The organism is Brevibacillus sp. M2.1A (assembly GCF_013284355.2).
Classification (GTDB): domain Bacteria; phylum Bacillota; class Bacilli; order Brevibacillales; family Brevibacillaceae; genus Brevibacillus.
In genome coordinates this window covers 2,660,315-2,686,520 of the sequence record NZ_JABSUY020000001.1, presented here as the reverse complement: position 1 = coordinate 2,686,520, position 26,206 = coordinate 2,660,315, and the positions used below count along the sequence as shown (strand labels likewise).

General features: G+C 43.0%; 41 protein-coding genes. 3 read left to right on the top strand and 38 right to left on the bottom strand.

Going from position 1 to position 26,206, the window contains the following annotated elements; all coding sequences use genetic code 11:
- Positions 1-33: 33 nt before the first annotated feature.
- The 4 genes from HP567_RS13235 to HP567_RS13225 are packed head-to-tail and all read right to left on the bottom strand — an operon-like array spanning position 34 to position 1,748.
- Entirely contained in the window at positions 34-405 is a 372-nt protein-coding gene (locus HP567_RS13235) for a LytTR family transcriptional regulator DNA-binding domain-containing protein (protein ID WP_173611555.1), read from the bottom strand.
- An 11-nt stretch (positions 406-416) separates the two neighbouring features.
- On the bottom strand, positions 417-542 hold the full coding sequence (locus HP567_RS29835) for a hypothetical protein (protein WP_255675676.1): 126 nt from the start codon (positions 540-542) through the stop codon (positions 417-419).
- On the bottom strand, positions 539-1,072 hold the full coding sequence (locus tag HP567_RS13230; RefSeq protein ID WP_173611556.1) for an accessory gene regulator B family protein: 534 nt from the start codon (positions 1,070-1,072) through the stop codon (positions 539-541). Before HP567_RS13230 ends, HP567_RS29835 begins: the two co-directional genes overlap by 4 nt.
- Positions 1,065-1,748 (bottom strand): hypothetical protein, encoded by a 684-nt coding sequence (locus HP567_RS13225; RefSeq protein WP_173611557.1) that lies wholly within the window; start codon positions 1,746-1,748, stop codon positions 1,065-1,067. Before HP567_RS13225 ends, HP567_RS13230 begins: the two co-directional genes overlap by 8 nt.
- Before the next feature lie 601 nt (positions 1,749-2,349).
- Here HP567_RS13225 and HP567_RS13220 point away from each other — a divergent pair.
- From HP567_RS13220 to HP567_RS13210, 3 genes are read left to right on the top strand one after another with little or no spacing between them, the layout of a single operon-like run.
- Positions 2,350-3,687: an FtsK/SpoIIIE domain-containing protein gene (locus tag HP567_RS13220; RefSeq protein WP_173611558.1), complete on the top strand. Its 1,338-nt coding sequence runs from the start codon at positions 2,350-2,352 to the stop codon at positions 3,685-3,687.
- Positions 3,608-4,216 (top strand): replication-relaxation family protein, encoded by a 609-nt coding sequence (locus HP567_RS13215; protein WP_173611559.1) that lies wholly within the window; start codon positions 3,608-3,610, stop codon positions 4,214-4,216. Before HP567_RS13220 ends, HP567_RS13215 begins: the two co-directional genes overlap by 80 nt.
- A 12-nt stretch (positions 4,217-4,228) precedes the next feature.
- Complete coding sequence (locus HP567_RS13210) at positions 4,229-4,654, top strand: hypothetical protein (RefSeq protein ID WP_173611560.1); 426 nt, start codon at positions 4,229-4,231, stop codon at positions 4,652-4,654.
- A 40-nt stretch (positions 4,655-4,694) separates the two neighbouring features.
- Here the strand turns inward: HP567_RS13210 and HP567_RS13205 are convergent, their stop codons facing one another.
- The 34 genes from HP567_RS13205 to HP567_RS13045 form a co-directional block, all read right to left on the bottom strand.
- Positions 4,695-5,522: an ATP-dependent DNA ligase gene (locus HP567_RS13205; RefSeq protein ID WP_173611561.1), complete on the bottom strand. Its 828-nt coding sequence runs from the start codon at positions 5,520-5,522 to the stop codon at positions 4,695-4,697.
- Between the two features lie 52 nt (positions 5,523-5,574).
- The gene (locus HP567_RS13200) at positions 5,575-5,820 is read right to left on the bottom strand and encodes a YolD-like family protein (RefSeq protein WP_173611562.1); all 246 of its coding nucleotides are present in this window, start codon (positions 5,818-5,820) and stop codon (positions 5,575-5,577) included.
- Between the two features lie 10 nt (positions 5,821-5,830).
- The gene (locus tag HP567_RS13195; protein WP_370648005.1) at positions 5,831-6,196 is read right to left on the bottom strand and encodes a YolD-like family protein; all 366 of its coding nucleotides are present in this window, start codon (positions 6,194-6,196) and stop codon (positions 5,831-5,833) included.
- A gap of 277 nt (positions 6,197-6,473) precedes the next feature.
- Positions 6,474-6,818, bottom strand: coding sequence for a hypothetical protein (locus tag HP567_RS13190; RefSeq protein ID WP_173611564.1), 345 nt, complete (start codon positions 6,816-6,818; stop codon positions 6,474-6,476).
- A 78-nt stretch (positions 6,819-6,896) separates the two neighbouring features.
- Entirely contained in the window at positions 6,897-8,225 is a 1,329-nt protein-coding gene (locus HP567_RS13185) for a glucosaminidase domain-containing protein (protein ID WP_229088010.1), read from the bottom strand.
- Entirely contained in the window at positions 8,212-8,475 is a 264-nt protein-coding gene (locus tag HP567_RS13180) for a hypothetical protein (protein ID WP_173611565.1), read from the bottom strand. Before HP567_RS13180 ends, HP567_RS13185 begins: the two co-directional genes overlap by 14 nt.
- Before the next feature lie 11 nt (positions 8,476-8,486).
- Positions 8,487-8,765 carry a hypothetical protein gene (locus HP567_RS13175; protein ID WP_173611566.1) on the bottom strand — a complete coding sequence of 93 codons (279 nt, stop codon included), beginning with the start codon at positions 8,763-8,765 and terminating at the stop codon, positions 8,487-8,489.
- The gene (locus HP567_RS29990; protein WP_173611567.1) at positions 8,762-9,025 is read right to left on the bottom strand and encodes a ComEA family DNA-binding protein; all 264 of its coding nucleotides are present in this window, start codon (positions 9,023-9,025) and stop codon (positions 8,762-8,764) included. Before HP567_RS29990 ends, HP567_RS13175 begins: the two co-directional genes overlap by 4 nt.
- A 153-nt stretch (positions 9,026-9,178) precedes the next feature.
- Positions 9,179-9,427 (bottom strand): hypothetical protein, encoded by a 249-nt coding sequence (locus HP567_RS13170; RefSeq protein WP_173611568.1) that lies wholly within the window; start codon positions 9,425-9,427, stop codon positions 9,179-9,181.
- Between the two features lie 14 nt (positions 9,428-9,441).
- Positions 9,442-9,624: a hypothetical protein gene (locus HP567_RS13165; RefSeq protein WP_173611569.1), complete on the bottom strand. Its 183-nt coding sequence runs from the start codon at positions 9,622-9,624 to the stop codon at positions 9,442-9,444.
- Positions 9,621-9,914, bottom strand: a complete 294-nt coding sequence (locus HP567_RS13160; RefSeq protein ID WP_173611570.1) for a hypothetical protein — start codon at positions 9,912-9,914, stop codon at positions 9,621-9,623. Before HP567_RS13160 ends, HP567_RS13165 begins: the two co-directional genes overlap by 4 nt.
- Positions 9,915-9,918: 4 nt before the next feature.
- Positions 9,919-11,973 (bottom strand): DNRLRE domain-containing protein, encoded by a 2,055-nt coding sequence (locus HP567_RS13155; RefSeq protein ID WP_173611571.1) that lies wholly within the window; start codon positions 11,971-11,973, stop codon positions 9,919-9,921.
- A gap of 52 nt (positions 11,974-12,025) precedes the next feature.
- Positions 12,026-12,319, bottom strand: coding sequence for a ketopantoate hydroxymethyltransferase (locus HP567_RS13150; RefSeq protein ID WP_173611572.1), 294 nt, complete (start codon positions 12,317-12,319; stop codon positions 12,026-12,028).
- Entirely contained in the window at positions 12,316-12,906 is a 591-nt protein-coding gene (locus HP567_RS13145) for a putative phage tail protein (RefSeq protein ID WP_173611573.1), read from the bottom strand. Before HP567_RS13145 ends, HP567_RS13150 begins: the two co-directional genes overlap by 4 nt.
- The gene (locus HP567_RS13140; RefSeq protein ID WP_173611574.1) at positions 12,896-13,993 is read right to left on the bottom strand and encodes a baseplate J/gp47 family protein; all 1,098 of its coding nucleotides are present in this window, start codon (positions 13,991-13,993) and stop codon (positions 12,896-12,898) included. The genes HP567_RS13145 and HP567_RS13140 overlap by 11 nt, the downstream gene beginning before the upstream one ends.
- A gap of 2 nt (positions 13,994-13,995) precedes the next feature.
- A complete protein-coding gene (locus HP567_RS13135; protein ID WP_173611575.1) occupies positions 13,996-14,391 on the bottom strand; it encodes a DUF2634 domain-containing protein in 396 nt (131 codons plus the stop codon).
- On the bottom strand, positions 14,388-14,675 hold the full coding sequence (locus HP567_RS13130; protein ID WP_173611576.1) for a DUF2577 domain-containing protein: 288 nt from the start codon (positions 14,673-14,675) through the stop codon (positions 14,388-14,390). Before HP567_RS13130 ends, HP567_RS13135 begins: the two co-directional genes overlap by 4 nt.
- 12 nt (positions 14,676-14,687) lie before the next feature.
- A complete protein-coding gene (locus tag HP567_RS13125) occupies positions 14,688-15,656 on the bottom strand; it encodes an XkdQ/YqbQ family protein (RefSeq protein WP_173611577.1) in 969 nt (322 codons plus the stop codon).
- Positions 15,649-16,344: a LysM peptidoglycan-binding domain-containing protein gene (locus HP567_RS13120; protein WP_173611578.1), complete on the bottom strand. Its 696-nt coding sequence runs from the start codon at positions 16,342-16,344 to the stop codon at positions 15,649-15,651. The genes HP567_RS13125 and HP567_RS13120 overlap by 8 nt, the downstream gene beginning before the upstream one ends.
- 15 nt (positions 16,345-16,359) lie before the next feature.
- Positions 16,360-18,381 carry a tape measure protein gene (locus HP567_RS13115; RefSeq protein WP_173611579.1) on the bottom strand — a complete coding sequence of 674 codons (2,022 nt, stop codon included), beginning with the start codon at positions 18,379-18,381 and terminating at the stop codon, positions 16,360-16,362.
- Positions 18,382-18,443: 62 nt separating this feature from the next.
- A complete protein-coding gene (locus tag HP567_RS13110; protein ID WP_173611580.1) occupies positions 18,444-19,064 on the bottom strand; it encodes a hypothetical protein in 621 nt (206 codons plus the stop codon).
- 231 nt (positions 19,065-19,295) lie between these two features.
- On the bottom strand, positions 19,296-19,703 hold the full coding sequence (locus HP567_RS13105) for a phage tail assembly chaperone (protein WP_173611581.1): 408 nt from the start codon (positions 19,701-19,703) through the stop codon (positions 19,296-19,298).
- 42 nt (positions 19,704-19,745) lie between these two features.
- Complete coding sequence (locus HP567_RS13100; protein ID WP_173611582.1) at positions 19,746-20,213, bottom strand: phage tail tube protein; 468 nt, start codon at positions 20,211-20,213, stop codon at positions 19,746-19,748.
- 12 nt (positions 20,214-20,225) lie between these two features.
- Positions 20,226-21,542: a phage tail sheath family protein gene (locus HP567_RS13095; protein ID WP_173611583.1), complete on the bottom strand. Its 1,317-nt coding sequence runs from the start codon at positions 21,540-21,542 to the stop codon at positions 20,226-20,228.
- 1 nt (position 21,543) lies between these two features.
- Positions 21,544-21,726 (bottom strand): hypothetical protein, encoded by a 183-nt coding sequence (locus HP567_RS13090; protein ID WP_173611584.1) that lies wholly within the window; start codon positions 21,724-21,726, stop codon positions 21,544-21,546.
- Positions 21,719-22,147: a phage tail terminator family protein gene (locus HP567_RS13085; protein WP_229088009.1), complete on the bottom strand. Its 429-nt coding sequence runs from the start codon at positions 22,145-22,147 to the stop codon at positions 21,719-21,721. The genes HP567_RS13090 and HP567_RS13085 overlap by 8 nt, the downstream gene beginning before the upstream one ends.
- 4 nt (positions 22,148-22,151) lie before the next feature.
- Entirely contained in the window at positions 22,152-22,586 is a 435-nt protein-coding gene (locus tag HP567_RS13080) for an HK97 gp10 family phage protein (RefSeq protein WP_173611586.1), read from the bottom strand.
- Entirely contained in the window at positions 22,586-22,954 is a 369-nt protein-coding gene (locus tag HP567_RS13075; RefSeq protein WP_173611587.1) for a DUF6093 family protein, read from the bottom strand. The genes HP567_RS13080 and HP567_RS13075 overlap by 1 nt, the downstream gene beginning before the upstream one ends.
- A 2-nt stretch (positions 22,955-22,956) precedes the next feature.
- A complete protein-coding gene (locus HP567_RS13070) occupies positions 22,957-23,343 on the bottom strand; it encodes a phage head-tail connector protein (protein ID WP_173611588.1) in 387 nt (128 codons plus the stop codon).
- Between the two features lie 4 nt (positions 23,344-23,347).
- Positions 23,348-23,662 carry a DUF7210 family protein gene (locus tag HP567_RS13065; protein ID WP_173611589.1) on the bottom strand — a complete coding sequence of 105 codons (315 nt, stop codon included), beginning with the start codon at positions 23,660-23,662 and terminating at the stop codon, positions 23,348-23,350.
- Positions 23,663-23,708: 46 nt separating this feature from the next.
- Complete coding sequence (locus HP567_RS13060; protein WP_173611590.1) at positions 23,709-24,755, bottom strand: major capsid protein; 1,047 nt, start codon at positions 24,753-24,755, stop codon at positions 23,709-23,711.
- A 14-nt stretch (positions 24,756-24,769) separates the two neighbouring features.
- Positions 24,770-25,129, bottom strand: coding sequence for a hypothetical protein (locus HP567_RS13055; RefSeq protein WP_173611591.1), 360 nt, complete (start codon positions 25,127-25,129; stop codon positions 24,770-24,772).
- Positions 25,130-25,145: 16 nt separating this feature from the next.
- Complete coding sequence (locus tag HP567_RS13050) at positions 25,146-25,766, bottom strand: phage scaffolding protein (protein ID WP_173611592.1); 621 nt, start codon at positions 25,764-25,766, stop codon at positions 25,146-25,148.
- Between the two features lie 99 nt (positions 25,767-25,865).
- Positions 25,866-26,201, bottom strand: a complete 336-nt coding sequence (locus tag HP567_RS13045) for a RyR domain-containing protein (RefSeq protein WP_173611593.1) — start codon at positions 26,199-26,201, stop codon at positions 25,866-25,868.
- Positions 26,202-26,206: the final 5 nt, after the last annotated feature.

Sequence of the window (26,206 nt, the reverse complement as noted above, 5' to 3'; positions counted from 1 at the left end):
ACTTTTCAAAAAAAAAACAAAAGACAGCCATTATTACTGGGCTGTCTTTTGTGGTAGATGTTCGATTAATTCCATTCTATTACTGGATACAGTTGTTGATGATCCATCCTCAAAATATACTTTGTAAGCAACAGGATCAACAAAGCTGATTTTGTTTACATTGACAACATTCACACTGTCTAAGGCTACGAAACCATAATTGCGCCATTGTCTTTTTGCACCTTCAAGTGTATTCACCCAATGGTACATTCCATATCGAGTGTGCAAAACAAAAATGCCGTCTTTGTTTTTCTTCGGTCGATAAATGGACACATAGAATATGTCTTCAGTTAGATCAAATTCCATGTAATCAAATTCATCGCCCTTCTTATCAACTCTAACACAAAAGATTCGTGGAGATGTCATCGTATCATCACTTATTTCTTACGGAGTTCTTGTGGTGTCTCCATGCTACCCACTACAAGTTTAGCTGCGGCAAAAACAAATACGAAGGAGATACCTGATAATACTTTAGAAAGAACTTTAGCAGTTACTGGTTTCATTTTATTATCACCTCCTTTAACCGCCTTGCATCAATCAGGAGTAATGCTTGTACAAAAAACGATAATATAATAATTGTTGAGTCAGTGAATAAGTGGGCCACTACTAACAATATCGAAATGATTCTAAAATACTTCTTAATGCTATCTCTAATTTCGTTCTGTTCGCAATTAGCTGGAGAAAGAAATAAGACCAACAAACAAGATATAGATTTTAGTGTCCACTGAGCTGTTGTGGTTAAAGGCACAAACGGTATAACAGTAAAAATCGCAACAGAAATAATAACACAGACGGTCAATGAACGAGCATGGTAGCCCCCGGAAAATCTCCGTAGCAAAGCGAATGAAATGAATGCTGTGAACGTTTCACTCAGTCTACCCATCATTACACCTATTATTAGACATCCAAGCACAACCCCGAGTAAGTTCATTGTCATGGCTATAGGGTATTGCATCGCACTGACACTCGACGTTTCTTCTGGATTTGCAGCTTTGATCGCCTTCGCCATACGTTCTGCTGCCTTTTCAATCATTCCTTTTAATATCCTCCATTTCCTTCACATGAGAAGTAATCATAAAAATTAGAAACGAGACCACAACTGCCATAGCGACATATTTAATCTCGTTAAAGTAGTTTAGTAATACGTATAGTGTTACAAAAATTGCATTAGATGCTACTATCACCATCATTAGTACTATGAAATTTATGCCATTTAACGAAGTTTTCCACTTTAATTCATGTGGTGGTTGCATAACAAACGAGAAACCTAAGTTAAACCTATATATTAGATAACTGATTAAGACCATTACAACTTCATTAACAAGCTGTATTAAGAATGTACCCTTACCTGTGGACCTGAAAACATCGCCAAGAGTTGCTACTTCTAAAGAGATAAGGGTTGGTATTAGGATTAATTGAGATAGGTCAAATGCTAAGATGCCGATTGCCGTTAACATTGTCGATTCCCATAACCGGAACTTTATTAGATACCGAAAAAATAGTATGAACAAAACATATTGAATTCCCAGATCAATCTCAGGTATTTTGAAAATAACTCTAACTAGGTAGGAAGTAACCGACAAGGTTATTCCCATGATTAAAAACTCTCTTTTGTAGTCCCAAAAAGGGAACCTGAACAACTTGAAAATGAATGCCAGTACAACAATGATATCTGCGAATCCAAGCAAAAGATATAATATCGTGTTCACTCACATGTCCCCTTTTGCAGACTATTCTCTCCTACAATATCCCTACTCTTACTAATTATCAAGATTTTACAAAAAACAAAAGCCCGCTCGAATGAGAAGGGCTTTTCACATTGTCCAAAAGTCACTTTCCTTTACGTCTTTGTCGAGCAACCTCAGGGCCTTCAATACCTTTCTCCCTACTATCGGCGGAGGATAATAGTCCTCATCTGTGCAGAGTTTAGTTGCCGTGTCTTTATTAACCGGTGCAGCTGCACATAGCCATTGTTGATTCTTTCCATGCCTTTTCAAAAACTTTTTAACTTTGGTTTCGGGCTTACCCAGTCCAAACATTCTGCTCACCTCAGTAAACCATTTTGGACAAGACCGAATAATTTTAGTCATTTTTTCCGTTACAAATCGGAATAATGGACAATTTATACCGCATCAATTGTACCAGAGTGAGTTCGTAATCTCGTTCGTTTGTTTGGCGGACATTATGAACGACAATACGAACTGAAAAATACAACGTTGGCAATGATTATTGAATATCTACTCGTTCGTTTCAACCGCAACTGTTTCTATCGAAACAACAATGAGGTGGTGTGAAAGGAGTTGGTGATCGGTGATTTTGGAAGTGATCTCGTCTGCTGTGCTGGGAGGTGTTGCACTGTATGCTCATTTGCAAAAGTCTGGAGTTACAAACGACAGTGAGAAATTGAACAAGATTTTTTCTCTGACCGGATTGAATGTAAAGGACAAAGACAAAACTTATACCGCGCAGCTTGTAAAAAAAGTAAATCACTCCTGGGGTACAGAGTACCGGTATCGCATTCCGTTGGGCCGAAGTTTTGAGGATTACCAGGCTAAACTCGCTCACATTCAAGACGGGTTGAACAACCGCAAAACCACGCTGTCATTTTCCTTTCCAGACCTAAAAACCATCGATCTCACCAGCCCCCTACTCCCCCAACTTAAAGCGCTCCTTACGAAGAAAAAGACTGCCAAAAAGGAAGTTGAGCTTACGTATGATGGGCTGCTCAAAGTGAAGGTTTACAATCAACCAATGCCCTCCCTAGTCAAATACGAAGAAGCACTCGCAGCTGGCAATTGGAAGGTGCCTGTTGGTTTGATCAGAGAAGGAAACGCGATTATCCATCACGATTTCGAACAGATTCCCCATATGGTAGTTGGGGGCGCCACGAGATATGGCAAAAGTAACTTTTTGAATCTGATCATCACAACTCTACTAGCTCAACAGCCGGACAACGTTCAATTCACACTGATCGATCTGAAAGGCGGCGTGGAGTTTTCGGACTACCGAAATGCTAAGCAAGTGATCAACTATGCAGAGGAGCCAGAAGAGGCTGATAAGGCTTTGCGTACGCTCGTCGAGGATATGAGGGGTAAACAATCGGCGATTAAGCAGAAGGGCTACAGGAACGTGCAGGAAGCCAGAGAGAAGGTCAGACACTTCATTATCATTGATGAGGTCGGAGAATTAAACCCTGACGAGTCTGTTTCCAAAGAGGACCGCGCCATTAAGGAACGCTGCCAAACATATTTGAGCCAGATAGCTCGACTGGGTGCAGGTTTAGGGTATAGGCAAATACTCGCCACTCAATACCCTACTGGCGATGTAATTCCGCGCCAATGCAAGCAAAACAGTGACGCCAAGCTATGCTTTCGCGTGCAAACAGCTACGGCCTCCCGTGTGGTCTTGGATGAGACTGGGGCCGAAACACTCCCTGAGATAAAAGGCCGCGCCATATACCAGACAGCAGACAAAATGCAGATTGTGCAGACTCCTTTCATAGACTCAAAGACAATTCGGCAGTCTGTTCAACCTCACATCGTCATCAAGCCGAGAAAGGAGCAGAACGATGCAGACAACAGCCGTGAAGCGCATAGAGAGGCAAGAACAAATCCTCCACAGTCTGGACAGATTCGGTTTTTTGAGTAGGTCGCATATCCAACGGATACACCGTCTAGGAGGCGACAGGAACGCGCAAAAGGTCCTCAAGAACATGGAAGAATACCTTCAATCGTTTCGAGAAGAAGAATACGGCACCGTGTACTATCTCAGTCGAGTAGGTCGGCAAATGATCGGATCGCAGAAGATTGTGCGTCGCACTTTGCAAACAAAGCACACTCTTATGCGTAACGATTATTTCTTCCACATGGGATGCCCAGTCAATTGGCGCACTGAAATTAAAGTGACGGACGGCAAAACAACACTTGTGACTGATGCTCTATTTACAAAGAATAAGCGCCACAACTTTCTCGAAGTCGATAACACACAAAGCATGGCTGAGAACAGCGCAAAGATAAAGCGATACAGGGATATGTTAGAGCGAGGTTTGTTTCAGAAGGAGTTTGGATACTTCCCTACTCTGCATATTGTTACGGTCAGCAAAAGCAGAGTCAGACGCTTTACAGAGCTGTGCGAGGGATTGCCTGTTGAGGTGTGCCAGATAAATGACATCATGTGAGGAGTGGTCAAAATGACGAGAACTGAGGTTATCAAGTTCCGTGATTTCATGGATGGTACTTGGAATACGAAGACTAAAAAGCGCGATCTGAAGAAGCTTACAGATGCGCTGATTAAAACAGGCGCAATAGTTCCACTTGCTCTAACACCTGCATTGCACGCGAGTGCAGCGGAAAGCATCCCAGCAGCCGCTACACAAGTTGTGGCCGGCGCAACATTACAGGTCCTAGCTCATGCGCTCGATCCATTAACGCAAATACTTGTGGCCATCTCTCTTCCTGTTGCCTCAGTAGTCATGATCGGCGGTTGCTTCTTCTTCATGTTCGGGCAATCTGAACGGGCCTGGTCCACAATTCAAAACTCTGGATTGGGATATCTGCTTATTCAACTCTCTCCCTTGTTCATTAAGGTGCTAGAGCAAATAGGAAAAAGCATCTAATAAAAATACCCGCCTCTACAACGTGGAGACGGGTTTGTTCTTATGCGGCTAGAATAAAATCGACGAATACTGGTGAGCGTAGCATGCCGCTCTTCGTCCAGTTTCTCATTTTGACGCGCGCTTTAATTTGAGGCTGGATGTAAACGAAATCGCGATCCTCTCCGGTAACCAATGATTTCGCAACTCCGTAAAACGCCTTCTTATGAGTAGGCGGCACGCCAAACTCAATGACACCTGCTGGGCGACCATTATAATGTGCGAGCCAGCCAAAATCACCTTTTCTGTAGCCTGCGATCTGGACGTCTACATACGTATAATTAATGATCTTGATGAAATCGTCTGTCCGCTTATCCGAGTGGTATCGCCCATCCTTTTTCTTGGCGACTATACCCTCCATGTTTCGAGCAACAATTGCGCCCCATAAGTCCTCGCCTCGACCGTCAATGTACGCGATTTTGCTCATGGTTGGAGTATTCGTTATTGCACCGTCCAGGACAGCTTTGCGCTCCATTAGAGTAAGTCCTCTTAGGTCAACTCCATCATAATGTAGGATATCGAATACAACGTAGGATATCGGCAGCCGTGATCGCTTTGAATGGAATCGTTGCATAGTCAGCTCAAAGTCAGGAATCCCTGTGTCTGGGTCCATCACCACGAGTTCGCCATCTAGGATGATATCAGGCCCGTCCGTAATTAATTCGGGGTACTTCGAGGTCACGTCGTTATTGTGTCTTGTATAAAGGCGCGTCTGGCCGTTTCTCCGGGATAAAATCAGACGGTGGCCGTCAATTTTAGGCTCGAAGACGTAGCGACCGTCCGAAAATGGTTTATCAGCTTGCTCGAGCAGCATCGGGTATATAAATTCCATATAGCATCACCGCTATAATTGTATCAATACTGCAAGGGACATGCGCTGGTAATTACTCGTAGGAGACTTTCATAATGTCCATGAAAGGTATCTTCCTTGTTGCTCCGTTTTCCTCTATATGAACTAGCCTTGTACGCGAGTCAAGTACAGTGATCCGTCCACGGATCTTCTCTGCTTCGCCCCAGACAGACAGAGCCCTTTCGTCGCCATCATCTTTTGCTTCAATGAGTTGACTCCCTAATTCCTCTAACTCGAATTCATCTCTTGTAGGACGTTTTGGTGTAGTTGACTTTGCCATAGAATCCTCCTTAATCCGCTTTTACGGCTGTTATGTGATCCATAGATATCCACTGGCTATCTTCATCGGTCACAAGTTTAATTCTTCTGCCGTTCTGGTCAATCCACTTGACCACACCCCACATCGTGCATATCGTTCCCAGATTGCCTTTTACTTGCTTCCACCACGTTACTGTAATAGCATAATCCGCCCGCGCTGAATCACAAATAACATAGTTTAAGGATTCCAGTTCATCTTGCTCAACAATAGGCATAGATACAAGCTTGTCATCTTCCTTCATCTGTAGATACAGCGCACGTTGCTCCGGCAACACGAAACGCATTGAAAAAGGATTTTCTATCTTAGAGGCCATCTCAACACACCGTTCCTTTCCCAAGTCTCGAACACTTCCATCTTATCGGGCTCAGACCTATGCCATTCAATGTATTCTTCTTTCGTGAGAGCATCGAGTATTGTCATGATTCCGCCTCTATCTCTCCCTGTCTTGATACACAGTTCGTCGATAGTTGGTGTTCTGCGCCGCCCTGCCGAATAGTTTCCGATCACTCTTAATACCTTACGCTCAATATCAGAAAGCAAATTCAATCACCCCTTAAACAAGAACGTTTGTTCCTATTTTATGACGGGTGACGAAAAAAGAAAAGCCCCACTTTTTAGTGGGGCAAAGTCATCGGGTTCCAGCCAGGTCCGCCATCCAAACTCAATACCCAATCAGGACCAGTTCCGAAATGAATTGTGTCCCAACCTGGACCACCATCCATTTTCCATTCAGGTCCAGTAAATAGGATTTGTGGTCTTTCTCCGAGGTCAAAACATAGCACAGTGCAGCGTTCGCCAAAATCTTTTAAATTGAAAGTCATTCTACCACCTCGTTTTTTCTTAATCATACAATTGTTGTCAAAAATAAAAAAGCCCCTCACCCAATTAAGGGTGAAGGGAAGATAGTAGTTGATCGAAGATATTAACGATTTGTTTTTGCATGTCTTCACCGAAACCAATGACGGTTCCACCTGCAATTCCAAGGACACCAGTTAGAATAAGTAGCACGCTCTTTTTATTCTTTCTCAGCAAGTCTTTTATACAGTTACGCAACCTTTCAATTTTACCGTTTTAGTCTCTTGTACCCACTCAATTTGCAGCCCAAGAGCCAATGCAACCTCCCGGGCTGTTGCGTAAGATGTACCTGCCTCGATAGTCACCGTTAACTGTTTGCCGTTTACTGTCACAGCCTTACTGTCTGGACACCATCCTGGCGAGACACCTACTGCCTCTGCTACCGCACGCACCGGAAGGGTTGAGACGCCATTGTTGAGATAGCCTTGAACTCGCAGCATCTTTCCGTTGACCTCGATAGACACTTTATCCACAGGTTTTTTCTCCGGTTGTGGATTTTGGGACTTGTAAGGAACGCCAATGAACTCGCAGAAATTTTTTACAATTGACTCTGCCCATATCTTCCAGTCCCTCTGAATTTGCGCCACATCATCTTGCTTTGAATCGATGAATCCATATTCCACAATGACCGTTTCAATCTTTCCGGTTTGGCGATGCATAAAATAATAGTCATAATTTTGCTTACCCTGCCTAGAAAAAACACGTCTGACATTTTGTCCAGACGTGCTAAGAGCTTCTGCTAATTTTTTTGCAAGTTTGCCATCAGAATGGATGGAGTAGATCGTCTCAGCTCCATCACCTCCGCCGGCATTAATGTGATTTGAGATACAATACTTGGCTCCACTCTCTCGAACAAGTTTTGTTCTTTGATCCGGCGTCAGCGCGATATCAGATGTGCGTGTTAGAACAACCGGAACCCCTAACGCCTGAAACCTTGCGTATTGATACAAACTAATTTGTAAGTTTAGGTCTTTTTCTTTTAGTCCATTTGCACCGACTGCTCCAGGGTCACTTCCACCGTGCCCCGGATCAATAATCAGTATGGGAAGTGGCATGGTTTGTCCTCCTTGTGAATCGTACTGATCAAGTTTGTATTTCTCGATCCGCTTGATTAGCTCTTGAGCGTAATTCGGATCGGTTGCATACCCTGCATCTTGAATGGCCTGACAAGCAGCTCTGTAACTTGCGCCCAATACCTTTGCGTATCTGGGTTCCAAGAGTTTAGCTGTATGATCCTGAACACTTTCCAGCCAGTTGTTGTACTTCCGGAAATCTGATAGCTTTTCGATTTTTTTGTTGTCTACATATTCGGGTGAAACCTTCTGATATATCCCGGCAGGACCCGTCCCTTTGATTCCGAAAAGGTTATTTGCTTTTGTTGCTAGTTCAGAGGTTCCCCATCCGGATTCTAGGATAGCTTGAGCAATCGTCAAAGATGCAGGAACACCATGTTTTTGCATATCATCCACAGCGGCAGGCGCAACCTTTGAGATGAACTCAAGCTGCGTCATTCTCGTCACCTTTTTTCGGGAACGAATTTTTGACTCCGGAATGAATTCCGATTGCTGCAAGAGCTTCAATAAATGCCAATTTTCCAGACTCTAAAAAGTCTCCGTTAAACAGTAAGGCATTGATTAAATTAAAAGCCACTGTCATTAAGACAATGGCTAACGGAATCATTTTGTTTGGATACCAAGCTTCACTTTTCAACCAAGTTGCAATCGCCATTACTACAGCCACTACCAATCCAATTTCAATCATCGTTATCCCTCCTATTTTGTACCGAAGTTATTTTCAAGACGTTCGATTCGGAACTCCATTTTCTCAAGAGTAGATGCGATTTTTTCCTGCGTCTCCTGCATCTTGTCTACATGATCCATTAAACGTTCTTCACGCTGCTTTGCATCTTCGTGGATCTGCTGCTCCCGTTCGCGGGATCTCTGTTTTTCTTCTTTGTATTCGCGCAATAAAAAAAGCACACATGTGACGAACAGTGCGCTTGGGAGCCCAAATTTCATTGCAAACTCTGTCAGAATTGCTGTATCAATCACCGGATTATCACCCTTTCTTTTAGCAATTGCATTCTACGTTCGCCAATGCCTCCGATCTTATCTAACTGCTCCCACGAGCTTATTGGACGGTTCCTGATGATCTCTTGGGCAAGTTTTTCTCCAATCCCTGGTAGTCGCGTTAAATCCTCATAGCTGGACGTGTTGATGTCTAATTTAAACGTTATTGAGGATGTAGCATAGTAGGATGCCCCGAAGAATACAACAAGCGCCAAGCAACCAAGGGATAGAAAAAAACGCATCCTTTGTCCCTCTTTTCTGCGTGTATTGAATTTGCTAGAATTATCCTTACCATTCTTTTCTGCGTGGAGAATGGTCCGGTGGGAAGTGTTACCGCACTCCCGCCGGTCATGCACGCAGCTTTTTATGCATTAAAAAAAGCCCCTATGGAGCTATCAGCTTACTTTATAGGCCACGGTTTCATCATATTCTTGTTGAGTGATCCATCCGTTAACCAAAGCAATGTCCAACTGCTTTGTCCGGTTTTCTTCTGTAGCGAATGGTTCAACTGTGAAGTAAGTGGCGGCGTACTGTTTTACTTCTTCGTGATATTGCGCATTGATGTCAGTGAACCGCTTTGTCCCATCTACGTAAATCTGATAGGCATAACCTCTAACAAGTCGTTGACGTAGCGTTTCAGCCATGATGCTATCCCCTTTCAAACCATGCCGTTGTTTGCTAATGTCTCGAGAATAAACGTCACATCATCCTGAATAAGCGAATCACGCGATTTGAGATGCGCATTTTCAGCTTTCAATTGGGCAATCAGTTCGTCCTTTTGTGCTAACAGGTCTTTCTCCTGGTTGATCTCCGAAATAGGCTTAGGATTGATAAGTTTCATTCATAGGCACCCCCAAACCCATCTAAGATAATTCCGCTTGGTCCTTCAATTCGTTGGTAGGTTTCATTGAACCAACCTTTGGTGACACTCACATCATCTAAGTTCGCTAAATCTTCCTCAAACTTGTTGTGCGCAATATCCGAAAACAGAGCATCTTCAACCTTTTGTACACGGGTGATTAAATTAACAATGGATAAGTAGTTGTCAAGAATCCCCCTTTCCCATCGATTGACATCTCCTTCCGTCGGCGTATCAGCATACTTCCAGTCAAGTTTTGCTTGATATGACATGGTTTCATCCTCCTGGCAAAATGCTTATTTTAAATCGAATCCCCCATTGACCTGAAGTGCTTGTTGTGTTGGTGAAGACGTAAGGGCGACCGTTTTTTACGGATTGAGACATATCCTCCCATGTAGGAGACACATCATGAGCGTTGTTGCAAACCTGTACATTCAGATTTGCACCGTCTGGGATTGTTCCGTTGAGCGAAAGGATGACCCTCGTCGGTTGCGCATCTGCTGGAAGAATTGCTGTGGTTGCTAATTCGATTCCATCAACCGCACGTTTGAATGTGAATGTTCTCTTTGACGATGCGTTATATTGATCCGTAGCAGTAATGGTCAATTGATGTGTTACGCCTGGTTGTAATTTGATCCACATGTCGTGAGGAATCGTAAGGGTTTCCTGTTTACCATCTGTCCCAGGAAAAGAGCGAATTGTATTGCCATCAACGGCATCAGTAATGGTAAAAGAATATCCCTCTACGTCCGTTACGGTGTACTGGATTGACGGAGGCGTTGTGATTGTTCCTAAATCCTGATCGCTTCCAGAAATCTGCGGAGGCTGATTGTACAGTACAGTAAAGTTCCTTGTTGTGTCGGGACTCTTTCCACCTTGATCATCTTCAGCCCAGACTGTAAGAGTATGTGTGACGTTCTCCGCCAAAATCGGAGTGACTGGATTAGAACCGTCATAGAGGCGATTATTCACATACGTCAGTGTTTTGCTGAAGTTTATAGGCGTTGTGCCATTCGAAACGGATGCTGTTATGTTGTAGGTAGTCCCGTTGTCGATTTTATATTTGACTGTGACAACATTACCGGAATCAGCGTCTGTTGCTGAACCGGAAATTGTTAGTGTCTTTCCTTCCGTCAATGTCTGATTGTTGGAAGGTGATGTTAGAGTAAGTGTTGGCAGGTTGTTGATAATTGGCTCCAACACGAGTAACCCAGCTACTCCATAACTCGCAGAATAATTTGATTGAGATGTCAATTCACTTTCATTTTGTGATCGCTTATCATGCATATAGCCAAATGCACATTGCAAGTTACTCGAATAGGGGGCAACCATCGCGGAGTCCACTGCCTCGTTATAATTTTTGGGTGGAGAAAACGTAGCATAGGCAGTGACTGAATTAAGTAAAACAAACATTGTGTTGTTTTTATTTGTTGTAGCTAAAGAAGTTGGGAAGTATAGTGACGATCCGTTTATTAACCTGCTCCATCTCCCATCAACCTGCTTTACATTTCTAAAAATGTGCATGTACCCATTTAAGCGGCCGGCAGTATCAGTAGATATAGGAACATTACCGACGTCTGTACTCGTTTTAAATTTTGCTGCTATGACATGATCTCGACCGTCTTGTAGCCCAGTAATCCATACTCCCCAACCTGGCGGTAATTTATAGCCTCGGGCTGTAACTGTAAACTGGACTACTAAAAAATCCCCATCTTTTGCTAGTGCAGGAATAGGTAAATTGTGTGTGATTTGAGAGTCGTTGTCGATAAATTGACTACTTCCCACATATTCCACCTGTTTTTTGCCTGTTATCGGGATGGAGTAGTCTATGATAATGGTGGGTTTATTCGACGATGCCTCTGTTGAATTGAATACTGTAGCATTATTACTGCCTGTCTCGTTTGAATCTTTTAGTGCCATTCCATAGTTAGGTGATACGCCATTAACCCATGTTTGCACTAAACCAGTTATATTGAAATTCATTGTACCTACGGTTGATCCTGTTATAGCTGTTGTTGAAATTGAAGAGTCAAATCCCGGAGCGGAATTCCAAGTTACAGATGTGTCAATCCAATCAGAAGTAACTTTGTGAATTTCAATAGTTCTACCAGATACGGTCGGTGATGTGTATAGATTCAATGTAGCGTTGTTTATTATGGCATCGTTCGGTATCAGCCCTAGATCAAATTTTAAAAAACTACGCTGCAAGCCATTAGAGTTTATCCCAACTCCAATTCCTACAGAACTCGCGTTATTGGTGGTGGGCGCCCAGTTCATAATTGACGTATCTTTAATAATCGAATTTTCTGTTGTTAACGTAACTACTGGCATGTTCCTCCCCCTTCCTTCTGCAAATGGCCGTTATCGGCAGGTTTCCTCATTTTTACACCACTCCTACTAGTTCTCTTACTTTGACCGTCTGGGTGATGATCGTATCTGATGGCACTGGCACATAAACTTGATTCTCGCTAATCAATCCGCCAACAGCGTCTTTGATTTGGATCAGTGATATGACGCTTACACTTGCAGTTGGAACCATATATTCAATGGTCAGCACAGTACCTTGTACAGATTTGATCGTAAAGTTGGTGATTTCATAAGTCTGGTTCAACACAACTTTGGCCACTTTCGAATTTACAAACTCAGCTACGGTTCCTAAAAATTCATCTGTAATCATTTCACTAGTACCTCCTCTCCCCTCATCGCAAATGGGCTTATTCCAAGCTGCCATGTAGTCGATAATCCAGTTCTACGATCTAAGCTGCTTTTGTAGATGTTCTCCTGAAGCGTGATTCCCTCATTGATTTCGGTTTGTTGATTATAGATGAGGTTTGCCGGCTTGACAGTTAATACGGTATGGTTAACCTCTTTGAATACAGCAGCAGCATCTATGTCTGCTTTCACATAAAGAATGAAGTTTTGAACATCTACATTTACAATGACCAAGCCTGCGCCAACGAGTTCATTTAGTTGTCGTTGCAACCATCTGATTGTAAAAGGAGGCTTTGTCTGATACCGATTCAAAATGCGCTTCTTCCGGAAATCAAGTGACTCAGTTGATGGGTCGGCTTGAATACCGAGCATTTTCTCTCTGCGTTCAATGCCTTCTGGGCCTGACGTCATCACAAATTCATCATCAAATGACCGTTGAATAGCCTTGTCCAGATCATCCAATTCAGTTGCTTCAACATCAGCCAGAGCCTTGAAATCATCAACCTCTTGATAAAAGGAGGGCCAATATTTTAGGATGCGATCAGCTGGCACTCAATGTCACCGTCCCTTTAATCGGGATTTGCTCGTCTGTCAAAGTGACGTTAGCAGCTGTTCCGTTCAAAGTTGTATTCGTTACATCAACCACGCCTGGGACACTTAGAATGGCTGCCTCAATCAATGCCTCGCGCACGACAATTCCTGTTGTATCAGCCCATGTTTTTCGTAAGCCAAGTAGATAGTTCTCAATAGCTGTTTCGATTGGAGATTGAACCTGTCCTATAGTTGTTCCCGCAGAGAGGGTCAGCGTTGTAGCAACGTTGATTGTTTGATTGGCTGCACCAGTAATGGTGACTGTGTGCCCGATTGGTGCTGTGCCCAATCCTTTTCCCTGATTCACAATTGGGTCCACGATGGTTTGGACATCGGATACAAGCGTAGATGATGGAGCATTCCAATCAGACCCGATGATTGTACACTTGACCGTCCCACCACCTTGCCAAACCGGGAAGACTTTCGTAGCACCTACACCGTCTATGGCGTTGATCTTCTGCTTGTAATCAGCGATGTTTCCACCAAATGCCGGTTCGTTCATCTCTTCAAAATAACGTTCGCGTAGCTGTTCGTCTGTCTCTTCGTCTTCTCCAGGGACCAATACATCAGTCAACTCAGCTCGAACTAAGCCAGGGATGTAATCGATTGGAAGCATTGATCCAGAGGCTTGATTCCCGACAGTTCCCGTTTGCTCACATTCCATTTCATAAACACCAGCGCTCATCATTGCGAACGCCACAAAGTTGATGGCATCAAGTGAAAAGCGACTGCCGATTGGTATTTCTAACGGAACATCGTTATCACCGTAAAACAGGCCTTTGCGTTTCGCCTTCGTCGCTGGTTCTCGATTAACCCCATATTCTGCAGTACGTTTGCCAAGAGATTCCCCTGTCGCTGTATCCGCATAAGAAAGGTTCCGGTTAATGTCCGTATTTGCGTACATCTGAGCCATTTCTGCAGCAACTGCTGCGCACGCTGTGTAAATCAAACTTCCTTCTCGCTTGTCCACGGTGCGGTTATCTATTGTTAGAGGCACATTGTCCAGCATTCTGTTCAAAATGAAGTCATAGGTCATTTGTTCATACATGATTACACCTCCCTTGTCATCGTAAAATCCCCAAACACAGATACAACCGTGAACTCTACGAGCATGGAATCGCCTTCCGTTTGAAAAGTTACATTTTGCACATCTATGACTCGCTCGTCTTGCAATAACGCTTCTTTAATGAGCCTCCTGATTTCGGATTGCACAAAAAGAGGACTCTTTCCGATGAGTCCTTCCAGTTCGCTTCCGAAATCGAAGCTGTATATGAGATATTGAAATCGTTGCGTTTCAAGGATGATGAACACTGCTTGTTTAACGGCCTCCAGACCGTCAACCATTTGAGTAATTCTCTTATTCTCAAGATCCAACTTCCATGTCAAAGATGGCTGTTCTTGAGCCTCTACAGGCGCGTTTAGGATGGTCGTCCCTGTTGGAATCATGTATCCCTCACCTTCTCTAAAACAATGTATTGCTGCCCTCCTTGAATGCGCAGGAGAACAACGCGATCACCAGCTTTTAATGCTGGACGCAAGATGATATCGCCATATCGCAACTCTTTTGTGCCTTCAGTAAGAACAAGAAACTCTTTCGTCAATACAAATCGCTGGTCGATATCGATTTCCAGTGGGGTAGTACTCTTAATTGTGCCGAAAAAAACACCTACCGGATTGGAGGCGTCCACAGCTTCAGTGGCTGCTTGTTTAATTAACATTAGCAGACTCATCAACTATCTCCTTCAAATGACCTTTAATTCCAAAGTCATCATGTAGTCATCTCCATCAAATCGATGGGTTGCAGAATCCACTAAGAACGGCTGGCTGATATTGTACTCATTGATTACGATGGGGACATATGATCCAGCTCTTACTCGGACATCTCCAATCGCCTCTACCTGTAATGACTTTGATTCGCGATTCTTAATAGTGATCAGCGCGTTAAGCAACGCGTTAATCTGGGCCTCATTCTTGTCTTCGTCAACCGATTGAGTCAATTGGAGCGTTCCCCAAGCCTTCATATTTGCGCTGTCTTGTGCAATGTAGACATCGCGTTTACCTGTTTTCTTGTTATCTTTGTACAACTTCACCTTGTTGAAAGTATCCTGATCGATGCTTGATTTCATAATGTAATTGGTCATTAGGCTGTTATCACCGATAATGAAATCTACAAGTAAATCCTCAACATTGCGCAAGGTCAGCGTGCCGAACTCATCAAAAAGCACAAAATTTACACCTGTATTTTGCAGGGTATAGACAAGAGCTTTATCGATGATATCAAGTAAAGTTTGGTTGTCCTCAACCATGGTTGGGATAACGTAAGTAGTTCCGGTGATTTGACCAGTCTTCAAATTAAAATCATCGGCAATCCGCTGAATGATATCAGCTGCTGTTACCTTCGCAAATACGTAGGTGTCTTTGTTCAAAAGGTACCGTATCTGGTCATAGCATTTAATCCGGACACTCTCGTCTCTACCACCATCAATAGAGAAGACATATCCATAAAAAACGTTTTGATCGTTGTAACGGAATCGGACTATATCTCCGTTTTTCACCTTGAATGAAACGTCCTGATAAATAGCACCTTTAATTAGGGTAAAGTCGAGGCTTCCAGGACTACCGATCCGGTTTGTTTTCCATGTAATACCCGTGACGATATTAGAGATATCCCAGACATTACCATCTTTGTTGTCAAGAAGCACCTCATACATTTGCAGTACCTCCTGGTAGCTTAAGCACCATGCCAACCGGTAGTTTCTTTAGTTGTGCGTCAGAAATCCCGTTAAGCCTTTGGATTTCTCTCCATTTTGAATCGTCACCTAACTCTCTCTTTGCAATAGTCCATAAGTTCTCTCCAGGAGTTAGTTTGTGCGTCTTTGGCGTCTGACGATCATTCTGGCGCGGTTTGTTTCCCTTTTGAATAACTTGCGTGGCAGCTGCTCCTGCTTGTCTTGTGGATACATTCATACGTTGGGCAGAGTAAAATACATACTTTTTTAGCTTTAGCGTATACTCAATGTCACCGCCGCCACCAGCAACCTCTTTCCACGTAAAATCATCAATGCTGACCGCCTCATTGATATCAAAACTTGCTCCAGTAAAAATAAAACGGATGGGCCTTTTGGTCGCCATCCATTTCCCAATCATGTCTTTATATTCAGATGGCTCTAGTACGACGGTTGATGAGATAAAAGGATATGCTTGGGCCGGAAAGATGCTACTAAATGCAAATGATGACAACTTAGGGCTTTTGATTACATTTATTTCTCCAAGCCCAACAACATCGTATGTGGAGCTGTTGCTGCCATCGTCAACTTCAATCTCTCCGGGATTGATTGGAATTTGGAAGCCTTCTTGTTGGTTGTTAAAGGAGAGCCATATTCCATAAGAATTTGACATAAGTACCTCCTCTCATTAAACATTCAGAACCATTTTTGCAGATGATGCGATTTCTTCTTCAAGTCCTCGATTGATTCGCGAAATAACCGTGTCGATATCATAGCCACTGTTGTAGTGATTGTCTCCTGTTACTTGAACAACAGGAGTCAACGTGACAAAGTTTTGGATGTTTTTCATTTCAGCTAGTTCACGCATTGTTTTGAGGTCTTCACTCGAAATATCTACGCTGTCTCGGATTTTACCCACTTCTCCAACTTTGTTGATATTCGCTATCTTATCCATAGCGCCACCAGGAACCATCGGGCCAAATTGAGCTGCCGGCCCATTCGTAAACTGATTCCATGCAGATGTGCCCCAGTTGTATCCTGATTTATAAGCTGCGCCTAGGTCCTTCTGTTGCATTTGATACTTTGATAGATCAACCACAGCTTTATTGGTCTCTGGCTTAAACTTCTCTATCCAGGAGTTATCCTGTTTAGCTATAGCTTGAATGGTCATTCCTGATACCTCATTGATCTTACTAATCAACCAGTTCAGGACATCCACAACGTTATTCGACCAGTTTGAAAAGTAACTGGAGACGTTCTTGAGCATGTCATAGAACAACTTTTGAATAGCGTAAACCGGATCAATGAAGATGTTTGCTAGGAATTCAGCCAAGGCGAGAATATGGTTCCAAACAAAGCCGATGCCGTTTTGGATGGCCGCAAAGAAAACCATAAATACTCCAGTTACAAATCCGACAATTTGGTCAGTCGTGACTCCGAATTGGCGTAGGATTAAAATTAGAACACCTATTGCAAGTGCAACTACTAAAATAGGCCAATGAACGCTCCAAAAGCTGATCGCAATCTGTCTTACAGGAGCAGCCATCGCCCAAAGCTTTGCGGTGAGCAGAGGGATAAGGTACAGAGCTAAAGTGGCGAGCACGGCCGTGATTTCTGGTCCATAATCTATTGCGATATTGAGAGCAGCGCCGAACGCTTTGCCAAATAGAACTATAGAATAAATTAGCACATTTAAAGCCGCAGTCATTCCACTAAAGAAGGCTGCTCCTCTATCGCTATCCATCCACGAAATCATATTCTCAAGTTGATTGGTTAAATATCGTAATGGTCCACCCGCTTCATACATCTTTCCAATCCATGCATCAATCTTGTTGTTAATTATCGCAAACGCTCCACCAAATGTCATAGGCATCGTTTGAAACAGCTTATCGATGCTATTCGCTTGCTTCTCGATTGCTTTTACAACAACATCTGCCGTTAACTTACCATCAGCCCCCATGCCCTTTAATTCCCCACGGGCTACGCCTATCCCCTTTGCAAGCTGATCCATAAACAAAGGTGCAGATTCACTAATTGACCTCAATTCATCCCCTTGTAATACGCCTGATGACAATGCCTGTCCCAACTGTTGCAAAGCTACTTGGCGGTCAACCGTTCCCGCCCCACTTGCTACAAATAATTTGTTAAGTGTTTCAGTAAAGCCAATGAGTCTATCAGTTGATTTGAATAGATTTGGGGCGAATAGACCCAACTTTGCAATTGTGTCTGATGTATCGCGATAGCTTGATCTTGTCGCATTTGCTGACTTTAAAATCTTCTCTTGTAACTCGTATTGTGTTTGCAATCCGTCATTAACAAAATTAAGTCGTGAGTGTACACCAAGAATCTCATCTGCACGATCCATTGATGCCGTAATGCCATTCCAAAGCTGCTGCATAAGTTCTAACGCTTCGTTGATTGCAAAGACCTTATCAACTATCCCGTTAAGAGTAAATCTGCTATTTGATACAGCTTTATTGAAGTTATGCTGCGCCTGGGTGGATTTGTTGATTGCCGAGTTGATCTCAGCTTCAGCTAGAGCAAGTTGTTGCTTAGCCGCAGACAACATTTTGTCCATCTGAATGTTCCCTTTTGTCGCATTCTCCATATCATGCATGGTAGATATCATGATATTCATAGTTTGTGTTATTCGTTTGAGAGGTCCAGTCATGGCGTCGAACATTTTTATTGTACCTGCAACCGTTGCCAATGCCTCACCACCTTTTTATGACGATAAAAAAAGAGCCTATGTAGGCCCTTTAAGAAATACTTCTATTTTTTCTGATTCTGCTCGATCTCTTTTATGATTTCTTCAATAGATTTCGGTTTTGCTTGAGTTTCAACGGGTTCAAATTTAGCATCAGGTGTTAAAGTAACGTTATTGTTAACTTTAAGTTGTCCCGTTTGTATGAAATATTTCTCAACCAATCTTGGGGCATTGCTAGAATATCCAATTCCATCTGCCCAATCTAAATAAGTTTTTCCAAAAGTATTCACAAACCACTCATGCGTGAGTGTATAGTCTGTAATTCCCTTCAGGTTATTCCTAAACCAAGTCGTATCTGAGAAGAAGACATATAAATCTTTTCTTACTGTTTGATACGTTTTTCCTTGATACTTCCAGATGACAACCTCATTTAGATTAATTTGTCTCAAATCTTCAATGGCTGTCGAAAATGACGTTGGGTCACCTTTAAAGTAAATTTTATACTTAGTTTCTTCCGGATATCCCTTTAATTCATTATATCCAACATATTTACCCGTTCCCGCCACAGCAAAAAGTTTGGTTTCTGGATTGTTATTAACAGTTTGATTAGCCCCTTGAGCATGGACAGCAAACGGAGACGAAAATAAAACAAATGCCAAAACTACAGAGAAACAACCCTTAAGCATAATAACTCCTCCCCAGGTAAATTTTGTTATGATTTTACCACAGTCTTACGAGAAGGGGTTATTTTCGTTTCATTTTTGCTGCTTCTTTTTTCTCAGCCTCGATTTTTTTATCGATGGCTGCTATTACAAAAGCTTTATCCTCCCTGGGCATGTTAATAAAATCCCTAGGGAGGATATGTAGTTTATGGAGAGCGTAGTAAGCGTAATTCGCTTCTGGATCGCCCTCCTCGATTAGTTTTTTGCTTCTTCCACCAACGTTTCCATTTCTGTATCAAAGCCGCTGAGCTTTTGAATTTGGCTAGCTAACTCCACAACCTCACCTGAAAGCAAGACGCGCTCCAGGTACTGATCAGGAGTTGCGCATCCCAGACTCTTCAAACTCTCAACATTCTTAAAATCAGGTACAATCGTATGTTCAATGACGATCGCCTTATTAAAAGCCTCGGCATCAAACTCAGCTTTTCTTCCCTTGATTTTTGTTGCACGCTTCCGGATGTCGTTAAACTCCCTGTTGGTCATCGCTCTGATTTTAAAGAGGAAGGGATTGCCATCCTTGTCTTTAAATCGTTCAGAAATATAAACTTCATCTGTTAAATTATCTACTGGGTTAGCGTTCAGAAAATCTTGCAATGTACTCATTAATGATCATTTCCTTTCGAATTAAAGTGAAAAGGGAGCTGCTTAAGCTCCCGTTAATGTGTTGAATTGATCAAGCAAGTCGTAATCATTAAAGGTAAATGGCAACTCCTCCTCCAGCATGTCGTCGCTAGTTGCATCAAACTTAGTAGCGATGATGCTATCTAAGTTGCATCCAAGGAGCATTACCGTTTGCTTTCCTGTTCCCGATGTTTCATCTTCGTTAATAATCTGTAGATCGAACCAGAAATCTTTACCTGTCTTGATGAAATCTCTCATTAGTTGACGAAACACTGAAGTGACATAGTATACAGTCAACGTTCCAGATCCACTCCACCCTGCCGAACGTTGCGGGGTGTTTGTTTTCCCCAAGATAGGCACATCTACTTTGTTCTTCTCAATAGTGGCTTCTAGCGATTTCGCATAAAACAATTCCTCTCGTCTTCCATTGATCGTAGCGTATGCTCGAGCCATCTTGCCGCTGACCGCATCTTGTTCGCGAAAAAACGTCATGATTTATCCCTCCTATTCCACCGTGATTGACATATACACTTTTTCGATTGCATTTACCGGCTGAATCCATTCATTCACAAGAACAGCATCAACCTCTTGACCAGGTAGGACTTCGATATCAGTCTGAGGGTCAAAATTTTGAACAGCTCCAATGTTTTGGTACTGATTAACGAGATTGATGCATTCGCCTTTAAACGAATTTCGGCCATCATCATTATTTGGAACCTTACCAATGTAATAATCAGTGAAGATTCGTTGATAGTCATTGGCCAGTCCATCAAGCACTCGGATGACTTGATTTTTTCTGAATTCCTTGTTCTTATCAACTGTAAAACTGGTGAATGTGTTGATATCCTGCTCTACGAGCGCTCTGCCGTTGTATGCTGTGAAGAGAAACTCTCCATCTTTTAGGGCTTCGATGATCTGACTATTGGTGTATTTGGGCGTAACATCCACGGCGCCGTCATATGCATCAAAGGTGAGCGATTGATTCACTTCTGCTCCTGCTTCAGCCCCAGCAACCCATGCAACTGCCTGTGCAGCTGTGAGTGTTGTCCCGTCAGCCAATACAACACCATTTTTCACACTAATGACGCCCTCATAATCCGCTGTAGGATAGTTCTCCAAGACAAGTTGGATCTTCTTCCCCTCATCCTCACGCTGACGCTTCACAAACGACACAAATACATCTTTAATCGTAGTATCCGTTACGGTTAAGCCAATCGTGTTGAAATCCTCGACCTCGATTGCAGCTTGATAATCAGCGTAATCTTGAGCAGTTACCGTTCCGTCAGCGCCTCCAGTAAGAGGTGCTCCTGCTGTGGATACTGGTGCCCCGGTTCCGCTGAATGTCACCCAATCATTTGCCTGTAGTTCTTGAACAGTTGCTACAGTCTGCAAATCAATTTCCATACCAGAAACAAAGGTTTTTACATCGAATTTGGAATTGTCGTCCACATTTGTACCTACGGAAATGGTAATGTCATTCCCGCGAGAACCACCGTATTTCGCTGTAGCAGTTAACGGAGCAACAGTTGCGGTTGCAGGAGTTCCTACGTTTAACCTGTAGATAAGGATGGTTTTTGCGCGTTTCATTGCTTCTCGAATTAGCAACATTTGCGGATCTGTCAATGCATATCCGAACAACTTAGTTGTGTCTGTGCCAGCATCTAGTGAAACAATTTGTTTTGCTGGGCCCCATGAGAGATTCAAAGGCAGACTAGTAATTCCGCGTTCGCCAATCGATCCAATCGGTTTCTGTTTGCTCTTGAAATTGATGTAAACGCCAGCCCGTTCTTTGTTTTGTGCAACCCATGTACCTCCTGCCAACTTACTTCACCTCTTTGCTCAGTGTTTTTTCAAGCACCTTTCGCGCCTGATCAATCGTATATGTCTTGCCTTCCTCAAGGACTGCACGAAGGAAATCTTTTTCAGATGGTGCAAATTGCTTTGATGTAAGAAGCTGCTCTTTAGTAAACGCTGGTTCCTTTTGACCCGTCTCTCTCTCAGCCATTCTTCAATGCCTCCTCTATATCAAGAGTTTGCATGCTTGGATAACTAGGCTTCTGCTTCCAAACTTGCATTCGGTAAGTAATGAAAAAGTGAAGTACTTCATCGACAATTTCCCAAGAAACGTTGATACCTCTGATCGGGTTCCCGTTAACTTGGATTGTTTCAAGTAGGCTCGTCAACTGCTCAGCCATAGTTATGCGGTCCTTATTTGTTTCATCAAAGTAATGGACGTCCACAGGAATTTCACGTGCATAACGCCTTCCCAACTCCTGTGTATGTGTAGGTTCTAAAATCTTCACAAAAAAACATGGCGGTTTAAGTCCCTCTTTGATTTCTTCACCAAACCTATCGATGTTGGGGAAAGCTTGCGCCAATGCCTTTAAAACACCAGTCCGTACATCTAAAAAAGCAACCGGCTGCACGCCATCACTCCTTCCGTGGCGGTCTGCCATTCATGATGTCGTTCAGTAGTTCAACCACACGTTTCTCAAGATACTTGGGGAGTTCGCGTTCTATCTCTTGCATGGATATGGTCAACATGAATCGACCGTCTACCCATCCAGTCAAGTCCTTACCAGTCCTGTGACCATATTCTACAAAGGAAGCATAGTAAGTGTTGTTGTAAATCTCAACATGATAAGTGTTTCCTCGTTTTTCGATTCTCCCAATCTGCCAACCATTACGTAGATCACCCGTTTCCCCTACAGGAGTACGTTTCTTAATCTTCCGTAATGAACGCATAGCCATTTCCATGAGAAAGACTCTGATGAAACGTTCGATCACACGTTCATCAAGTGTAGTTTGAAATGCCTTTGTAAGCTTTTCGAACTCACTGAAATCAAACTTTCCCCATCTAGCCATTAAGCCCACTCCTTACGCTGAATGGACACTTCTTGATGGCTCTGATAGGGAAATGGCTCGCCTGCTTCGTATTTCCTTGTAATCGTTCCTCTAGTGACTTCAAGTATGTCACCTTGCTTGATTTCTAACTCAGGAGCAATGAACAGCTTCGTCTCATATTTGATGTTGTTCTGCGCCTCTGTTTGGTTGTTTGTTCCAAGCGCCTTTTGCGATATGCGGCAGGGTTGATCAGCGTAAACAGCAACAGGTTTTAACGTTGTTTCTCCTGTTTCCGAATCAGTAACCTTCTCATAACGGTAGATGGTGCATTTATCCTCATACAGACCCTCAATTTGCCGCCTATGACGCTTGTAATTAATCCGGCCCATGGCTACCACCTCAACCGTCTGTACCTATGCAAATCCATCTTGTAGTTGAACACAACGCTGTCAATTACTGATTTGGCTGTGTTCGATAACTCTCCGCCTGATCCGCCACTAGCTGTTGAAGTGTCTCCAACCTTTACGTTTGATCCTCCTCCAACGCTATCGGCAATCTCATCCACATTCGGAAGATCGACACGAACAGCATCAATGGCCATTGAGGTCCATACATAAACCAAATCATCAGGTATGGATGAAATGTTGCAGTAATGTTTAATGCGCAAGCCGATTTCCGTAATGTACGAGGTGATTAATGCATCCCGCGTGCCATCAGCAAGCCCAAGTCGCAGCTTGACGTTTTCAAGCACCTTGGCTATTTGCTCATCCCAAGTCATTTCATCACTCCTCGATGATCTCGGCTCTTATAAAGGCTTCTCTTTCTCCTGAGTCAATCTCGATCTCATCACCAATTTTGTACCACTTACGCTTGTATTTGATGTTTTTTAGCAGGGTCACACTCAATTTCTGGTTTTCTTGATTTTGTTTATTCGAATCATCTTCATCACGATCAGTTGTACCAACCATTTTTTCCAGAGTGTTGAGCAAGGTTTTTCGGTTCTTCCCCTGTTTCTCAGCTTCCAACGCTTCTTGTGCTGTAATTTCTCCTCTTTCAACTAACTCCACTACTTCTTGGATACTCTGTTCAGCAAACACGTTTCATACCCCCATTTAAATAGGAGAGGCATTTAACCTCTCCTTGTTAACCGACTTTAGCAATTAGGATTGTGTCGATGGTTTCGAATGATGGCAGACAAATCTGACTGACAATGGTATTCACGTTTACGGGGTGCGTTTCCTTAACCGTTGTGATTGCAACACCAGTATTAACAACCTGAACTTCAGCAGATGTTCCGCCACTCATCAAATCAGCTTCTTCAGGAGTTGTACCATAATACAAATTACCCAAATTTCCGTCCGGAAGAAGTGTAAAGTAATCATCTGGATAGAACAATTGAGCCGCACCACCTACTTCAAGAGCGAATTTCTTGTTGTATACCGCAATCGAAACTCCCAATTTAGTGGCAAAATATTGTTGCAACATAGAATCTGTCAGAATCAAGTTTTGTCCACCAACAGGATTCATATCTTTGCGGATAGTGTCATTTGCAAGCAGGTAATTCCACGTTTTACGTGTGCAAAGACCACGAGCAGGACGAACACCCGTATCATCCTCAATCAAGTCCTGCCATGTGCGAATATCATCAACTGGATTGCTGTTTGGATCACTCCACAAATCCGTACCTGTCAAGGTTACCTTGTGTGCAGCTGGCATTTGGTAGTCATATTCGTAATTCAGTCGGTTTGCTGCGATTGAGATTTTGCCAGAAGAAAGCAACTGCATAATCATTCGTTCGGAAATAACACGAGCACCATTTACCAAATTAGTAGCATCGTCATAAATTTTGTTGATAACAGGCATCAAATATTGGGAGTTTGTAGAGGACATCAAGCGCAGTAGATCTTGGCGGTCTTTCTCTCCTACACGCATAGCTTCACGGAAAAACGGCATTTCTGTATCAATCTTGTTCATATGCACACGGTCACGCAGTGTTGCCTTTGCGTCGAATTCAGATGGTTTCAATTGAACAGGCAGGCCATTGAAGCCCTTGATCCAACTCAAATCAAGACCCAGTTGTTTCTTTGCTGGGAACAACGTTTCTCCTAAATACGGAATCTTATTTGAACCATTTTCTTCGTAATATGTGGCAATGTTAAGTGCATTAATCAAATCAAAAATTGTTGTCATGAATTATCTCTCCCTTACTTCACAAATGTGATTTGTTTGAGTGCTGTGATAGCAGTTGCTGCTGGGGCTGTTGGAAGCTTAGACGTGGAAATGAATCCATGAATTACCACAGCACCTGGAGCAGGACCATGCGTCACATCAACATCATTCAGCAGTACTCCCTCTGAAGTCGCATCATTTATGACAGTCGCTTTCTTCGTATCATCAGCCAAAAAGCCACCACCTACGATTGTTCCAGCAGGAACGATTTTCTTTCCGTCTGCACCTGCAACAATCCCTGTATTATCAACAGTTACTGCAAGTGCTACGTAATGATCAGGAAACTTTAGAATTTGTTTCGGTGTTCCATATTGCGTTTTGACAAATTTACTCATCGTTTATACCTCCGTTTTACTTGAAATAGTTTGCTTGCGCTTGCTGAAGAGCTTCGTTAGACTGCTTGTTTTGGTCAGCCAACTGTTTACCGATATTAGGCTGCTGTCCTCCGCCTCCTCCAGTTGCATCAGCAGGCTGGAAACCTCGGAATTGAAATCCACCTTTATCCTCTGGCACAAACAAAAAAGCCTTGCTCTCTTGCAGGGCTTTAAGTTGATCATCGAAACCAGCTTTTACATTGCCAGCATCGTCTAGTTCGATTTTCGTTTTGTCCAGTAGACTGGATACAAGGTCAGGATCATGAACCTTCCCATTCAACGCAAGTTTCAACGCCGTGTTAGTACGCAGTTCCTTCAATTCGGTTTGGTACTTATCAGCTGCTTGTTTGTTTGCATCTTCAAGCTCTTTGATCTTGGTTTGCAAGGTTTCGTTACCTTCAGCAGACTTTTTCAAGTCCGTTAGTTGCTGATCACGTTCTTTCAAGGTGGTTTCCAGCGACTTCTTAGCATCATTGACTTCTTTGAATCGATGCTCAGGCACATAACCTTTGTAATTGCCTTCAACCCCTTCCGTGATTTGTTTGATTTGCTCCTCAGAAAGTTGCATTCCTTTGAGCAGTTCTTTGAGCCAATCCATATATGATCATCCTTTCATCTTCGCTTGTTTTCCCGGTCGCGTCCGGTGATGAATTTACCCAGTTTAACGCCTTTTGGCAGGGCAAATACAACACATCTGCTATTTGAAACAGTCAACAATTGCTTTAAAAAGATAATCCTTGGTACGCTGTTCAATTGGGAGTTGATCATACGGAACCATGCAAGGATGTTCTTTCTTTTCTGGATCCTTTTCTGGTCCATATATCCAACCAGCAGCAATTTTCTCTTGCATCCAATTTTCATGCGATTGTTCTGGCGTCGTCTCGCAGTCCAGATGGAACTCTACGCCATTTTTAGCACTTTGCCGTTGCCAATCAGGAGCGTCTTCCCAAGAAGATTGACTATCATCTCCAATGCTGTTGCAATATGCACGATTAACTTCGTGACAAACCCTTGCGATGTCTTCGATATTCACCGTCC

Bases quoted from the DNA above. Each gene is read 5' to 3' on its own strand.
- HP567_RS13235 (WP_173611555.1), bottom strand. From the start codon at position 405: ATGACATCTCCACGAATCTTTTGTGTTAGAGTTGATAAGAAGGGCGAT.
- HP567_RS29835 (WP_255675676.1), bottom strand. From the start codon at position 542: ATGAAACCAGTAACTGCTAAAGTTCTTTCTAAAGTATTATCAGGTATC.
- HP567_RS13230 (WP_173611556.1), bottom strand. From the start codon at position 1,072: ATGATTGAAAAGGCAGCAGAACGTATGGCGAAGGCGATCAAAGCTGCA.
- HP567_RS13215 (WP_173611559.1), top strand. From the start codon at position 3,608: ATGCAGACAACAGCCGTGAAGCGCATAGAGAGGCAAGAACAAATCCTC.
- HP567_RS13210 (WP_173611560.1), top strand. From the start codon at position 4,229: ATGACGAGAACTGAGGTTATCAAGTTCCGTGATTTCATGGATGGTACT.
- HP567_RS13205 (WP_173611561.1), bottom strand. From the start codon at position 5,522: ATGGAATTTATATACCCGATGCTGCTCGAGCAAGCTGATAAACCATTT.
- HP567_RS13200 (WP_173611562.1), bottom strand. From the start codon at position 5,820: ATGGCAAAGTCAACTACACCAAAACGTCCTACAAGAGATGAATTCGAG.
- HP567_RS13185 (WP_229088010.1), bottom strand. From the start codon at position 8,225: ATGACGCAGCTTGAGTTCATCTCAAAGGTTGCGCCTGCCGCTGTGGAT.
- HP567_RS13180 (WP_173611565.1), bottom strand. From the start codon at position 8,475: ATGATTGAAATTGGATTGGTAGTGGCTGTAGTAATGGCGATTGCAACT.
- HP567_RS29990 (WP_173611567.1), bottom strand. From the start codon at position 9,025: ATGCGTTTTTTTCTATCCCTTGGTTGCTTGGCGCTTGTTGTATTCTTC.
- HP567_RS13170 (WP_173611568.1), bottom strand. From the start codon at position 9,427: ATGGCTGAAACGCTACGTCAACGACTTGTTAGAGGTTATGCCTATCAG.
- HP567_RS13165 (WP_173611569.1), bottom strand. From the start codon at position 9,624: ATGAAACTTATCAATCCTAAGCCTATTTCGGAGATCAACCAGGAGAAA.
- HP567_RS13160 (WP_173611570.1), bottom strand. From the start codon at position 9,914: ATGTCATATCAAGCAAAACTTGACTGGAAGTATGCTGATACGCCGACG.
- HP567_RS13155 (WP_173611571.1), bottom strand. From the start codon at position 11,973: ATGCCAGTAGTTACGTTAACAACAGAAAATTCGATTATTAAAGATACG.
- HP567_RS13150 (WP_173611572.1), bottom strand. From the start codon at position 12,319: ATGATTACAGATGAATTTTTAGGAACCGTAGCTGAGTTTGTAAATTCG.
- HP567_RS13140 (WP_173611574.1), bottom strand. From the start codon at position 13,993: ATGTATGAACAAATGACCTATGACTTCATTTTGAACAGAATGCTGGAC.
- HP567_RS13135 (WP_173611575.1), bottom strand. From the start codon at position 14,391: ATGATTCCAACAGGGACGACCATCCTAAACGCGCCTGTAGAGGCTCAA.
- HP567_RS13130 (WP_173611576.1), bottom strand. From the start codon at position 14,675: ATGAGTCTGCTAATGTTAATTAAACAAGCAGCCACTGAAGCTGTGGAC.
- HP567_RS13125 (WP_173611577.1), bottom strand. From the start codon at position 15,656: ATGTATGAGGTGCTTCTTGACAACAAAGATGGTAATGTCTGGGATATC.
- HP567_RS13120 (WP_173611578.1), bottom strand. From the start codon at position 16,344: ATGTCAAATTCTTATGGAATATGGCTCTCCTTTAACAACCAACAAGAA.
- HP567_RS13110 (WP_173611580.1), bottom strand. From the start codon at position 19,064: ATGCTTAAGGGTTGTTTCTCTGTAGTTTTGGCATTTGTTTTATTTTCG.
- HP567_RS13105 (WP_173611581.1), bottom strand. From the start codon at position 19,703: ATGAGTACATTGCAAGATTTTCTGAACGCTAACCCAGTAGATAATTTA.
- HP567_RS13100 (WP_173611582.1), bottom strand. From the start codon at position 20,213: ATGACGTTTTTTCGCGAACAAGATGCGGTCAGCGGCAAGATGGCTCGA.
- HP567_RS13090 (WP_173611584.1), bottom strand. From the start codon at position 21,726: ATGGCTGAGAGAGAGACGGGTCAAAAGGAACCAGCGTTTACTAAAGAG.
- HP567_RS13080 (WP_173611586.1), bottom strand. From the start codon at position 22,586: ATGGCTAGATGGGGAAAGTTTGATTTCAGTGAGTTCGAAAAGCTTACA.
- HP567_RS13075 (WP_173611587.1), bottom strand. From the start codon at position 22,954: ATGGGCCGGATTAATTACAAGCGTCATAGGCGGCAAATTGAGGGTCTG.
- HP567_RS13070 (WP_173611588.1), bottom strand. From the start codon at position 23,343: ATGACTTGGGATGAGCAAATAGCCAAGGTGCTTGAAAACGTCAAGCTG.
- HP567_RS13060 (WP_173611590.1), bottom strand. From the start codon at position 24,755: ATGACAACAATTTTTGATTTGATTAATGCACTTAACATTGCCACATAT.
- HP567_RS13055 (WP_173611591.1), bottom strand. From the start codon at position 25,129: ATGAGTAAATTTGTCAAAACGCAATATGGAACACCGAAACAAATTCTA.
- HP567_RS13050 (WP_173611592.1), bottom strand. From the start codon at position 25,766: ATGGATTGGCTCAAAGAACTGCTCAAAGGAATGCAACTTTCTGAGGAG.